This window comes from Brachybacterium sp. SW0106-09, from assembly GCF_001293905.1.
Lineage (GTDB): Bacteria > Actinomycetota > Actinomycetes > Actinomycetales > Dermabacteraceae > Brachybacterium > Brachybacterium conglomeratum.
In genome coordinates, this window is sequence record NZ_BCAK01000005.1 from 72,592 (window position 1) to 85,111 (window position 12,520).

Consider the following 12,520-nt stretch of genomic DNA (forward strand, 5'->3'; position numbering starts at 1 on the left):
CAGTGCTGTCATGGAGGAATCATCTCGCCGTGAGACCTGGAACACGATAAGCGGCATGCCGGGCATTCGATCCAAAGCGATCAGATCGGACGGATCGGTCGTCCGCGTCGACGACGCGAAGACATCCCGAGATGCCGCAGTGCATGCGTGACCTGGCACGAGGTGACCCCGGCCGCTCGACCGGTGCTGGTTCGGCGACCTGCAGGTGAACACCGGCGCAGGGTCCGGCGAAGCGCCGGTTCGTGACGTGGTCGTGATGACATTCCGGTCGGTTGTGCACCGGTTTCACCTAATATGACCAGGCCCCCTCGAATGACCTCAGAAGAAGAGTTCCGGTGACGATCGAAGACTTCCTCAGGTTGCTGCTGCGCAACCTCCTGCTCCTCGTCGCCGGCCTCGTGCTCGGTGCCGCCGCCGGTTACGGGCTCTCCTTCACGCAGAGCACCACCTACTCCGCGAGCGCGCTCGGCTACGTCTCGGCCAGCGCGCAGTCCGACGAGAACGGCGACCCGATCCAGCAGGCCAGCGGGAACATGCAGTTCCAGTACTCGAAGGCGCAGTCCTACCTGCCGCTGTTCAACACCCGCGCGGTGGGCCAGCGGATCGTGGACGAGCTGGGCCTCGAGGCGAGCCCCGACGAGGTCGCCGGCTCCCTGCAGACCACCCTGGACCCCAACGCCCCGATCATCACCGTCGAGGCCGTCGCGCCCACCGCGGAGGAGGCCTCCGCGATCGCGAACGCCGCCGTCGAGGCGACCGCCGCCGAGGCCCGCGAGCTCGAGACCGGCGGGAACGAGAACGCCGCCGTCGGCGTGCAGCTGACCAACTACCAGAATGCCGTCGTGCCCGGCGCCCCCGTCTCCCCGGACCGCGAGAAGTTCCTGATCGCCGGTGCCGCCTTCGGTCTGCTGGTCGCGCTGGGTCTCGCCTGGCTGCGGGACCGCAACGACAGCCGCCTGCGCACCGCCGACGACGTCACGGACGTGGTGGGCCTGCCCACTCTCGGCGCGCTCCCGGACGCGAAGGAGCTCGCCCGTGGCAAGGACGGTGTGCTGCCCGAGCCCGCGTCCTTCCCGAGCCGGGAGGCGCTGCGCAAGCTGCGCACAAATCTGCGCTACATCGACGTGGACAACCCGCCCCGCTCGATCGTGGTGACCTCCTCCGCTCCCGGTGAGGGCAAGTCCACCGTCGCCGCGAACCTCGCCCGCGTCATGGCCCGCGCCGGCCAGCCCACGCTGCTGGTCGACGCGGACCTGCGCCGCCCGATGATCGCCCAGCAGTTCTCCGTGGACGGCGAGGTGGGCCTGTCCCAGCTGCTCGCCGCCTCGGTGAGCCTCGAGGACGTCGCCGAGCCGACGACCGTCCCGCTGCTGACCCTGCTCCCGGCCGGGCAGATCCCGCCGAACCCCTCCGAGCTGCTCGGCTCGCGCCGCATGCAGGAGCTGATCGAGGAGCTCTCGCGGCAGTACTTCGTGATCATCGATGCGCCGCCGGTGCTCGCGGTCACCGATGCGCAGCTGCTCACCCGCCACTCCGACGGCGCGATCCTCGTGGCCGTCCCCGGCCAGACCCGCACCGCCGCGATGCAGAAGGCGGTCGAGGCGATCCGCGCCGTGAACGGCACCGTCTACGGCGCGGTGCTCAACCGTGCTTCGACCGGCCGACTGAACCGCCTCGCCTACGGCGACGCCGTCTACGGCTACAGCGCCTACGGCAAGTACGGCTACGGCGCGCTCGGCGGCTACGACGAGTCCGCCGTGGTGCCGGACTCCGAAGAGGCCGACGTCGAGCTGGCCGGCGGTCCCGCCGAGCCCGGCCCGGCCTCCGCGCCCGCCGCAGCCGTCGCCGCCCCGGACGCCCCGCGACCTGCGGACACGGAGGCTCCGCGACGTGCCGCGCAGGCTTCGCCGCGCCCCGAGGCGCAGCCCGTCGCTCACCCCGCCCGTGCGGCCGACGAGTCGGCGCCGGTCGAGCACGACGAGAACGAGCCCGAGGGGGACTCCGCGCCCGCTGCGCGCACCTCGCCGCGCGGTCGCCGCGCCGCCTCCACCTGGGGCCGGTGATGAGCCTCCGCGGGCTCGGGGCGATCATCCCCGTCCACGGGGAGCTCGCTGCCGTGCTGCCGCTGCTCGAGTCGCTGTGCGGCGAGGCCGTGCCCGCCGCGCAGCGCCCCGCCCGCGTGGTCCTGGTCGACGACGCGAGCCCCGTCCCCGTCGCCGCCGGCGAGCTGCCGGCCGGGGTCGAGCTGGTGCGCCGGCCCGCCAACGGCGGCTTCGGCGCCGCCGTGAACACCGGACTGGACGCGCTCGCCGCGCCGGTCGGTGCGGCCGACGCCGCGGGCGGGCCCGCGATCGAGCACGCCCTCGTGCTGAACTCCGACCTGCAGATCCCGCCGGGCTTCTGCGCCGCGCTGCTCGAGCACGCCCTGCCCTGGATGCCCGCCGTGGTGGGATGCCGGAACGTCGGCGAGAACGGCGGCTCCGGCTATGCCGCGAGGTACTTCCCCACGATCTCCCACCACGTGGTGGAGTGGCTGGTGCCGCTCGCCTCGCAGCGCCACCGCGACGTGCTGCACCGCGCCGTCGGCCACGACCTCGACGCCGAACGCGGCAGCGGGATGGTGCCGGTGGACTGGGTCTCCGGGGCGGTGCTGCTGCTGCCGCTCGCGGAGGTGCGTGAGGCCGGCGGCTTCGACGAGGGGTACTTCATGTACACCGAGGAGGTGGACCTCCAGCTGCGGCTGCGCCGCGCGGGGATCCCCGCCCTGCTCGACGCGGACCTCGAGGTGCGCCATGTGGGCGGCGGCTCCTCCGGCGGGGAGGCCCGCCGGCGCCGCTGGCTCGTCGGCGCCCGCATGCGCTTTGCCCGCAAGCACGGCAACGTGCACCTGCTGCGCTGCGCGATGACCCTGGCCACCGGCGTGAACCTGCTGTGGAACAGCGCTCGCCGCGCCGCCGGACGGGACGTGGCCCCGCTGGCCGTGGCCCGCGAGGAGCTCGACCTGATCCACCGCGCCGGAAGGACCCTCCCGCGATGAGACCCACCCCCTCCACCCCGGAGCGGCTCCTGCTGATCTCCCCGGCCTTCCACGGCTATTGGCGCAGCATCGGCGACGCCCTCGCCCGCCGCGGCTACGAGGTCCACACCGCCCGCTACGACGCCTACGACACCGTGGGCGACAAGCTGCGGCTGAAGGCGACCGTCGAGCTGCCCGACCGCCTCCACCTGCCCGGCGACCGCCGCACCGCCGAGCGCGCCCGCCTCACCGACCGCGTGATCGCGCGGATGCGGGAGGTGCGCCCCCACCGCGTCGTCGTCATCAAGGGCGACGGCCTGGACGAGCGGTTCTGGGATGCGCTCGGGGGCACCCCGCGGATCCTGTGGCTCTACGACGACCTCCACCGCCACGACTACACCGACGAGTTCCTGCGCCAGGTCGGGCCCGTGGTGGACTATGCCCGCTCCGAGACGGACATGCTCCGCGCCCGCGGCGTCGATGCGCACTTCGTGCCCAACGCCTTCGACCCGTACCGCAGCGAGCCCACCAGCCGACGCACCGACGAGATCGTGTTCATCGGGTCCGGCTACGCCAACCGCAAGGAGCTGCTCACCCACCTCGCCGAGCATGACCTGCCCGTGCACGCCTGGGGCCGGGACTTCTCCCGCCACCCGTTCGACCGCGCCCGCACCTTCTCCTGGTCACGGCCCCCGATCGCCGCCTCCCGCGAGGTGCCGCTCGAGCGCGCGTACCAGATCCACGCCGAGGGCGCGGCGGCCGTCGCGATCCACGGCCTGCAGAACGGGCACGCGATGCGCACCTTCGAGATCCCCGGCATGGGCGGGGTGCAGCTCGTGGACCGCGACGACGTGGACCAGTTCTACGAGGTCGGCACCGAGGTCGCCGTGTGGCACGATCGCGAGGAGCTCCTCGATCTCGCGCGGCGCGCCCTGCAGGACCGGGCCTGGGGGGAGAGGATGCGAGAAGCCGGCAGGCGCCGCACCCTCGCCGAGCACACCTTCGATCATCGCCTCGAGGAGGTCGATTCGCTGTGGCAGGACTGATCCACCCCAGCTCCCTGGAGCGCTGGCAGGAATGGCAGAGCACACGGAACCGCGCCCGACAGGTGAAGCACGCCGTCACCAGTGCGGTGCGCTCGCGTCGCGGCACGCAGCAGATGCCCGGCCTGATGCTCCACTCCCGCGAGGGAGAGGGGGACACCCGCCTGCTGATCGGGCTGGACTCCGCCTCCCCGACCTCCCGCGCGAGCCTGCTGACCTCCCTGCCCTACCTGCGCATCGGCGTGGACGTGCTCAGCCCCGCCGGCCTCGACCTGCCCGAGCTCGCCGGCGACGAGTGGACCCATCAGCGGATCGAGCCCGCCACCACCGAGGACGAGCAGCGCCGCCGCCTCGCCGTCGTGCTGGACAGGCGCGGGATCGGCGCAGTGCTCACCCTCGGCCAGCACCTCGCCGCGGGCCGCGCCGCGCACGAATGGGCGCTCGCCACCGACACCGCCTCCGCCGTGGTCCAGCACGGTGCCCTGACCCCCTACGCCCCGCCGCTGCCGCCCCGCACCACGCTGCTGGCCTGGAGCGACGCCGACGCGGAGTTCTACCGCTCCGGCCGCGACGACGTGGAGGTGCGAATCGTCGGCTCCCAGCTGCTGTGGCAGGCCGGCAAGGAGAGCGAGGGCGAGGTCGATGTGACCGGGCAGAAGCCCGTGTTCCTCGGCCAGATGCACGGCGCCGAGCTGCCGCGCCGCCTCACCGCCGGGATCGCGATGTCCTTCTGCCGCGCCGAGGGTGCGCTGTACCGCCCGCACCCGTCCGAGACGGACGTCCTCTCCCGCACTGCGCACAAGCTGATGATGCGCCGCGGCGTCGAGTTCCAGGACACCTCGGTCCCGCTGCACGAGGTGGGCGCCCCGGTGGTCGGGATCTTCTCCACCGGCATTCTCGAGGCCGCCGCCCGCGGCATCCCCTCCTGGGTCGCCGGCGAGAAGGTGCCCGCCTGGGTGCGCGAGTTCTGGGACCGCTACGACATGCGCCGCTGGGGCGGGGAGCCCACCCCCGCGCTGGCCACCGGGGCGGACGAGCCCTCCCGCCTCATCGCCCAGATCCTCGAGGGCGCCGGATGACGGCACTGGTCGTGATCCCCGCGCGGGGCGGCTCCAAGGGCATCCCGCGCAAGAACCTGCTGAGCGTGGGCGGGCGGCCGCTGATTGCCTGGACGATCGCGCAGGCGCTCGAGGCGCAGGAAGGCGATGACGTGATCGTCGCGGTCTCCACGGAGGACGCCGAGATCGCGCAGGTCGCCGCCGCGCACGGCGCCCGCGTGATCCAGCGCCCGGCCGAGCTCGCGACCGACGACGCCCCCACCGAGCCGACGGTCCTGCACGCCATGGACGTGGTCGAGGCCGAGGGCACGGCGCTGGACGCCGTGGTGCTGCTGCAGGCCACCTCGCCCGTGCGCCGACCGGACACGATCCGCCGGGCGCTCGCCGTGTTCCGCGAGAAGGGCGTCGATGCCCTCGTGGGCGTGGTGCCGGAGTCGCCGTTCTTCTGGCGCCTGCCGGAGTCGCCCGGGCAGAGCGCCCGCGCCGCCTACGACGTGGACGCCCGGCCCCGCCGCCAGGAGCTGACCGCGCAGCAGATGCACTACTTCGAGAACGGCAGCCTCTACGTCACGGCGCCGCACATCTACCGCACCAAGAGCAACCGCATCGGCGGGCGCACGGACCTGTTCGTGCTGGACGAGGTGGAGGGCGTGGACATCGACACCCTCACCGACGTCGCCGCCGCCGAGAGCATGCTCGCCCGACTCGGATGGAGGACCTCGTGATCCTGGACCGCACCACCGCCCCCTACACGGTCGACGTCACCGCGACCGTGCTCGAGGCGCTGCGGCGCATCAGCGCGAACAAGGCCCGGGTCGTGTTCGTCCTGGACGAGCACGGCGTCGTGCGCGGCACCCTCAGCGACGGCGACATCCGCCGCTGGCTCGTGGAGCACACCGCCCCCGACCTCGACGCCCCCGCGGTCGATGCCGCGAACCCGCGCTTCGTCTCGGTCCTCGAGGGCACCCCGGTCGCCGACATCGTCCCGCTGTTCCGAGACGGCGTGGACCGCATCCCCGTGCTCGACGAGCGCGGCCGCCTCGTCGCCGTCGCCACCCCCGGCGCGCGCACCCTCACCATCGGCCGCCGCACCGTGGGAGAGGACCATCCCGCGCTGATCATCGGCGAGATCGGCAACAACCACCAGGGCGACGTCGAGCTCGCCAAGACCCTCGTGGACCACTGCGTGGCGGCCGGCGTGGACGTGGTGAAGTTCCAGCTGCGCGACATGGCGGCGCTGTACCGCTCCGGCGGCGCCGCCAGCGCCGGCGAGGACCTCGGCCCGCAGTACACGATGAATCTGCTGGCCAAGTACTCCCTGTCCGTCGAGGACATGTACCGGGTGTTCGACCACTGCGCCGCGCGCGAGGTCGACGTGATCTGCACGCCCTGGGACCTTCCCTCGGCCGATGCCCTGCAGCGCTACGGCGTGCCCGGATTCAAGATCGCCTCCGCGGATCTCACCAACCACGACCTGCTCGCGCATGTCGCCGGCTTCGGCGCCCCGATGATCGTCTCGACCGGCATGAGCACCGAGCAGGAGATCACCGGCGCGGTCGAGGTGCTGCGCGGCCAGGGCGCTCCGTTCGCGCTGCTGCAGACCCAGTCGACCTATCCCGCGCCCTACAAGGACGTGAACCTGCGGTACATGGACCGCCTCGCCGAGCTGGGCGACGGGCTGGTGGGCTACTCCGGGCACGAGCGCGGCTGGCACGTGCCGGTGGCGGCCGTGGCCCGCGGCGCGCACATCATCGAGAAGCACGTCACCGTGGACAAGACTCTCGAGGGCAACGACCACAAGGTCTCCCTGCTGCCCGACGAGCTGGGGCAGATGGTCCGCCAGATCCGCGACGTCGAGGAGGCGCTGGGCACCGACGGCCCGCGCGAGCTCTCCACCGGCGAGCTGATGAACCGCGTGAACCTCGCCAAGTCGCTGGTCGCCGCCCGCGACCTGCGCTCCGGCGACGTGGTCACCGCCGCGGACGTGGACGTCAAGAGCCCCGGCCGCGGCCTGCAGCCCAACCAGCGCGAGGCGCTGCTGGGCACCACGCTGCACCGCGACGTGCCCGCCGGGGACTTCTTCTACCCCGGCGACCTCGCCGGTCGGCCCCAGCAGCGCAGCGGCTACAGCTTCCGCCGCCCCTGGGGGCTGCCGGTGCGCTTCCACGACTTCCGCTCCCTGCTGGAGGTCTCCGAGCCGGACTTCCTCGAGTTCCACCAGAGCGCGAAGGACATGGACCTCGACCTCTCCGAGTTCTTCGCCCCGGGGGAGAAGCTCGAGCAGTTCTTCACCGTGCACGCCCCGGACCTGTACCCGGGCGACTTCCTGATCGACCTCGCCTCCCCGGACGAGGCGATCTGGGAGCGCTCGATCCACGAGGTGCAGCGAGTGGTGGACCTGACGCGCGACCTGCGCGAGCACTTCACCTGCGAGCAGGACCCGATCGTGGTGGTGACCATGGGCGGCTTCCTCCCGGACCGTCACCTGCGGCCCGAGGAGCGCTACCCGCTGTACGAGCGGGTGCAGCAGGGCCTGGAGCGGGTGGACGAGACCGGGGTGCGCCTGACCGCGCAGACCCTCCCGCCGTTCCCGTGGCTGATGGGCGGCCAGCAGCACCACAACCTGTTCATGGAGCCCGAGGACACGGTGTGGTTCTGCGAGACCTACGGCCGTCGCCTCACCTTCGACGTGTCCCACTCGAAGCTCGCCGCGAACTTCTACCAGCGCCCCTTCAGCGAGTACATCGACCTGATGGGCCCGCACACCGAGCACCTGCACATCGTGGACTCGGTGGGCGTGGACGGCGAAGGCGTGCAGGTGGGCGAGGGCGAGGTCGACTTCAAGGACCTCGCCGAGCGCATGGACCGCCTCGCCCCGAACGCGCCGTTCATCCCGGAGATCTGGATGGGGCACGTCAACACCGGAGAGGGCTTCTTCGTGGCCCTGGATCGGCTGCAGGAATGGTTCCGACCGAGATGAAGCCCGCCGCGTCGCGGATGACGTGGATGGACCTGGTGCGCGGCGGGGCCATCCTCCTGGTGGTCTTCTGGCATGCCGCGTCGGTCCCCGATCAGCTGCTCGAAGGCGCGGAGCCCGGCTACTACGTCAGGAAGCTCAACGCGGCGCTCGGCCCGTTCCGCATCCCGACGCTGCTGGTGCTCTCCGGCCTGCTCGTGGAGCGGTCGCTGGCCAAGGGCACGTGGAGGTACGTGACGGGCAAGCTCCGCCACGTCGCCTGGCCCTACGCGGTGTGGCTGACCATCATCTTCGCGACCATGGGCTGGCTGAGCAGCCTCACCCACGTGAAGGTGTGGCTCTCCGGCGGGATCCTCTGGTACATGGTGGCGCTGCTGTTCTGCTACGCCGCCGCGATGCTGCGGCCCCGGTGGATGCCCTGGCTGCTCTTCGCGGCGCTGCCGCTGGCCGTGCTGTGGCTCGTCGAGCCGGGTATCCCCATCCTGGATCGGTACCTCTGGTACGGGGCGTTCTTCTTCTTCGGCGCGGCGGTGGGGCCGCACCTGGCCACGATCCAGACGCGGATGCCGGTCTGGGCCGCGGCGCTGCTCGCGCTGATCACCCTGGGCGGCGGGTACATCGTGGCCAAGCGGCTGCTGGTCTCGCAGACTCCCGAGTACCTCCCCGTCTCGCTGGCGGGGATCCTCTTCGTGCTCTGGCTCGCGCCCCGCATCCCCCGGTGGCCCCTCACGCGGCTGCTGGAGTGGTACGGGCGCAGTTCCATCGTGATGTACGTGGGGCATGCGTTCGCCTCCTACGCGACCGTGCGCGTCCTCGATGTGACCGGCACGGAGAACATGCCCTATGTGATCCCGCTGATGATGATCACGACGTTCGGCGTCCCCACTCTGCTGGTCCTCGCGCGCCGGCGGATCGAGTGGCTGTTCGTGTTCCCCGAGCTGCGGCGCTCGCGCCCGGCTGCCCGTGCACCGCGCCACGTCTCGGTGACCACGCCATGACCGCAGCACCGGCGGAGAGCCGTGACCGGATCGCGCTGTGGTGCGTGCCCGTCGCCGACCTCGGCGGCGTGGCCCGCCACGTGCTCGACGCCGCCCGCGCCGGGATCCCCGGCTGGCGGGTGGTGGTGCTGTGCCCCGAGGGACCGCTCGCCGAGGCGCTGCGCGGTATGGGCGCGCCCGTGGTGACCGGGCCGGTCTCCCCGGCCGACGGCACCGCCGCCGCGGTGCGCACGATTCGCCGCACCCTGCAGCGCCTGCGCCCCGACCTCCTGCACACCCATCTCGCCTTCGCGGACCTCGCCGGGGTCGCGGCCGTGACCGGGCTGCGTGCCGGCCGCGGTGAACGGATCCGTCTGGTCTCCACCGAGCACGGCATCTCCGGGGTGCGCGGCTACTACCAGTCCGGCGACCTGCAGGCCCGGGTGAAGGCCGGTGCGCATCGCGCCCGCCTGCTGCGCACCGACCGGGTGATCGCCGTCAGCGACTCCACCGCCGCGCAGGTCGCGGCGCAGTGGGGGAGCGGGCAGAACTTCACTGTGATCCGCAACGGCGTCGACGCCCCGCAGCCCACCCCGCAGCCCCGCGCGGGCCTGCGCGTGCTGTCCCTCGCGCGCCTCGCCCCGGAGAAGAACATCGACCAGCTGATGCAGGCCTTCGCCCACGTCGCCCACGAGCACCCCGAGGCTCGGCTCACGATCGCCGGCCGCGGACCGGAGGAGGGTGCCCTGCGCACTCTCGCCAACTCCCTGCACCTCGAGGACCGGATCGACTTCCCCGGCCACGTGGACGCCGGAGAGGCACTCGGCTCGCATGACGTGGTCGTGCAGCTCTCGGCCTGGGAGAACCTCTCCTACACGCTGCTGGACGCCGCGGCCCACGGCCTCGGCGTGGTCGTCACCGATGTGGGGGGCAACGGCGAGATCGTGCCCGAGCGGTGCCTGGTCACGGCCGAGGAGGCATGCTCGCCGGAGCTCGTGGCCGCGCGGATCATCGAGCAGGGGACCGACCTGGCGGCGCGGCCTGAGCAAGCGGAGCGCGGGCTCACCGTCGCGGAGATGACCGTGGCGATCGCGGACGTGTACCGGGAGGTGGCCGCATGAGCAACCGCAATGCCTCTCGGGAGGCGACGATCGACCGCACCGCCACCACGATCGGCTCCCGCCTGCGCACCGAGACCTCGGGCGCGCTCTCCGCGATCGGGAAGCTGCGCATCCCGGAGTTCGTGCTGTTCTTTGGCCTGATCTTCGAGGGATCCATGTTCGGCCTGCCGATCCCGCTCAATCAGGTGGTGATGGTCGGGATCATCCTGCTCGCGATCACCCGCCGACCGCAGGTGGAGCTCGGCCGACTGCAGCTGCTCGTGCCACTGCTGGTGATCGGCTTGTTCTACATCGGGATGATCTCGATGTTCGCGGATCCCACCGAGTTCGCATTCGACTGGAAGCGACGGCTGATCAGACTGGCTCTGACGGCGGTCCTGCTCATGGTCCTCGCCACCGGGCGCATCGATTTCCGCTCCGGCTTGGCAGGGCTCGGCGTGGGGATGATATTCAATGCGTTCGCGTTCTACGCCGGGTTCGCGCCGGACAACTACGGGGGATACCTCTCGGGCTTCTTCGAGGACAAGAACGTGGCGGGCATGGCGTACGCCGTCTTCGGGGTGCTGATGCTCGCCGTGGTGGAGCGACGCTGGGCGAGGGTGCTGCTGGTCCTCATCATCGGAGTCCTCGTCTGGGAGACGGGCTCTCGCACCTCGATCGCTGCTCTTGCGGCGGGGGTCGGGTGGATCGTCCTGGCGCCGAAATTGTCGGTGCTCGGACGGTGGCTCCTGGGGATCGCGATCGTGATCGGCGTGTCCCAGGTCGCGGAGGACTATTCCCAGATCGGCGTCTTCTCGGATCGGGAAGGATCGGATCTGCTGCGAAGTCGGATCGACGGCGCCTCCGAGGTCAAGGTCCACGACGCCGGCTTCTTCGGCTCGGGACTAGGCGAGGCCTATGTGGTGTTCGACGACGACCCGGGCAAGGTATGGCTGTTCCACGACTCGTATTGGACGGCACTGGTCGAGGGCGGGTGGCCATGGCTGCTCATCGTTCTCGGCGTGACCGTGGTGTTCGCTCTGCGCCCGTTCGCCCGTGAGCTGAGCCGTCAGGAGATCGTCGCCCAAGCCGCGACCGTGACCACGTTGATCTGTGCCTGGCGCCTCGGCGAGGTGCTGTTCACCCTCCAGTGGGCCCTCGTCATCGCCATCGCCCTGTACGCACATGCGCGGGCACGAGACAGATCTGAGGCGGAAGAAGACTCTTCACCTGAGGCGGAAGCGCGGTGAGCGTTCCGAAGATCGCAATCGCGACCAACAACGGCGACATGGGTGGCGGCGAGGTCATGCTGCTCAACATCGCTTCTGCATTGCGATCGATGCAGATCGACGTGACGGTACTCGCGCCGACGACTCCGGGGGAGCTGCTCGACGAAGCGCGCGCCCGTGGCTTCGACGTGGTTCCGCTGAAGGCATCAAGCCGCCCCGGGTACATGCGTGCGCTCGCTTCCTGGCGACTGCGAAACCGCACGATCCCGCTGTGGTGCAACGGGTTGGTGCCGACTGTCGCGACGACCGGGATGGGACCACGCATCGCCCATCTCCACATCCTCCCGACTAGGCTCAATGCCCTGGCAGCGCGTCTTGGTCGGGTCGGTGCCACGACGGTCCTGGTTCCCTCGCGCTTCATGGCTTCCCGGGTCCGTAGCGCCCGCGTCCTGGAGAACTGGACCGAGGACATCACCGTCTGTGCCCGAGCGCCTCGATCTGTAGGACCGCTCCGTGTGGGGTTTCTCGGACGCCTTACAAAGGACAAGGGCGTACACGTGCTCGCCCGCGCGATGGTCGAGGTGATCACATGGTCGGAGCGCGAGGTGCGCCTGGTCCTCGCCGGCGAGAACAGGTTCGGGGATGCGGTAGACGACCGGGAGATACGGGCCGCCCTCGAGCCCCTCGGGGGGAGCGTGGACCATCTGGGCTGGGTACGCCGGGAAGAGTTCTTCGACCAGGTGGACCTGGCCGTGTTCCCCTCAGTCTGGGAGGAGCCGTTCGGGCTCGTCGCTGCCGAGGCGATGGCGCGAGGGGTGCCGTTCGTGATCTCGGACGCTGGCGCACTTCCTGAAGTGGCGGGTGAGCACTTCCCGTGGATTGCTCAACGCGGTAACGCTGCAGACCTCGCCGACATCATCTGCGAGGCACTCGCTTCTCTGAGCGCGTCCGGGCGAACTCTCGAGAACAGCCGCGCACGCTGGGAGACGTGCTACTCCCCGCAGGCCGGATCCCGCAGAGTTGCCGAGCTGCTCGGGTCGATGGGAGGACGGTTCGACGTACCGACTGCATGGGGAGGACGAAATGCGTGATCAGAGAGTCTGCCTGGTCTCAGGAGGCG

At 71.1% G+C, this 12,520-nt stretch carries 10 protein-coding genes; all 10 read left to right on the forward strand.

Annotated features, from left to right (window positions below; genetic code table 11):
• Positions 1-335 precede the first annotated feature (335 nt).
• Genes Y09_RS03810 through Y09_RS03855 form a run of 10 tightly spaced genes read left to right on the forward strand, consistent with a single transcriptional unit; the run spans position 336 to position 12,491 of the window.
• Positions 336-2,063 carry a polysaccharide biosynthesis tyrosine autokinase gene (locus Y09_RS03810; protein WP_053916313.1) on the forward strand — a complete coding sequence of 576 codons (1,728 nt, stop codon included), beginning with the start codon at positions 336-338 and terminating at the stop codon, positions 2,061-2,063.
• Positions 2,063-3,037: a glycosyltransferase family 2 protein gene (locus Y09_RS03815; RefSeq protein ID WP_053916314.1), complete on the forward strand. Its 975-nt coding sequence runs from the start codon at positions 2,063-2,065 to the stop codon at positions 3,035-3,037. The genes Y09_RS03810 and Y09_RS03815 overlap by 1 nt, the downstream gene beginning before the upstream one ends.
• A complete protein-coding gene (locus Y09_RS03820) occupies positions 3,034-4,062 on the forward strand; it encodes a glycosyltransferase (protein ID WP_053916315.1) in 1,029 nt (342 codons plus the stop codon). Before Y09_RS03815 ends, Y09_RS03820 begins: the two co-directional genes overlap by 4 nt.
• On the forward strand, positions 4,050-5,138 hold the full coding sequence (locus tag Y09_RS03825) for a hypothetical protein (protein ID WP_053916316.1): 1,089 nt from the start codon (positions 4,050-4,052) through the stop codon (positions 5,136-5,138). The genes Y09_RS03820 and Y09_RS03825 overlap by 13 nt, the downstream gene beginning before the upstream one ends.
• Positions 5,135-5,842 (forward strand): cytidylyltransferase domain-containing protein, encoded by a 708-nt coding sequence (locus tag Y09_RS03830; protein WP_053916317.1) that lies wholly within the window; start codon positions 5,135-5,137, stop codon positions 5,840-5,842. Before Y09_RS03825 ends, Y09_RS03830 begins: the two co-directional genes overlap by 4 nt.
• Complete coding sequence (locus Y09_RS03835; protein ID WP_053916386.1) at positions 5,839-8,097, forward strand: N-acetylneuraminate synthase family protein; 2,259 nt, start codon at positions 5,839-5,841, stop codon at positions 8,095-8,097. The genes Y09_RS03830 and Y09_RS03835 overlap by 4 nt, the downstream gene beginning before the upstream one ends.
• Positions 8,079-9,092, forward strand: coding sequence for an acyltransferase (locus Y09_RS03840; RefSeq protein ID WP_053916318.1), 1,014 nt, complete (start codon positions 8,079-8,081; stop codon positions 9,090-9,092). The genes Y09_RS03835 and Y09_RS03840 overlap by 19 nt, the downstream gene beginning before the upstream one ends.
• Positions 9,089-10,192 (forward strand): glycosyltransferase family 4 protein, encoded by a 1,104-nt coding sequence (locus Y09_RS03845; RefSeq protein WP_053916319.1) that lies wholly within the window; start codon positions 9,089-9,091, stop codon positions 10,190-10,192. The genes Y09_RS03840 and Y09_RS03845 overlap by 4 nt, the downstream gene beginning before the upstream one ends.
• Positions 10,189-11,421, forward strand: coding sequence for a hypothetical protein (locus Y09_RS03850; protein WP_053916320.1), 1,233 nt, complete (start codon positions 10,189-10,191; stop codon positions 11,419-11,421). Before Y09_RS03845 ends, Y09_RS03850 begins: the two co-directional genes overlap by 4 nt.
• Complete coding sequence (locus Y09_RS03855; protein WP_053916321.1) at positions 11,418-12,491, forward strand: glycosyltransferase family 4 protein; 1,074 nt, start codon at positions 11,418-11,420, stop codon at positions 12,489-12,491. Before Y09_RS03850 ends, Y09_RS03855 begins: the two co-directional genes overlap by 4 nt.
• Positions 12,492-12,520 lie beyond the last annotated feature (29 nt).

What these genes read in the sequence shown, in the direction of transcription:
- Y09_RS03815 (WP_053916314.1), top strand. Translation starts at nt 2,063, where the DNA reads ATGAGCCTCCGCGGGCTCGGGGCGATCATCCCCGTCCACGGGGAGCTC.
- Y09_RS03820 (WP_053916315.1), top strand. Translation starts at nt 3,034, where the DNA reads ATGAGACCCACCCCCTCCACCCCGGAGCGGCTCCTGCTGATCTCCCCG.
- Y09_RS03830 (WP_053916317.1), top strand. Translation starts at nt 5,135, where the DNA reads ATGACGGCACTGGTCGTGATCCCCGCGCGGGGCGGCTCCAAGGGCATC.
- Y09_RS03840 (WP_053916318.1), top strand. Translation starts at nt 8,079, where the DNA reads ATGGTTCCGACCGAGATGAAGCCCGCCGCGTCGCGGATGACGTGGATG.
- Y09_RS03845 (WP_053916319.1), top strand. Translation starts at nt 9,089, where the DNA reads ATGACCGCAGCACCGGCGGAGAGCCGTGACCGGATCGCGCTGTGGTGC.
- Y09_RS03850 (WP_053916320.1), top strand. Translation starts at nt 10,189, where the DNA reads ATGAGCAACCGCAATGCCTCTCGGGAGGCGACGATCGACCGCACCGCC.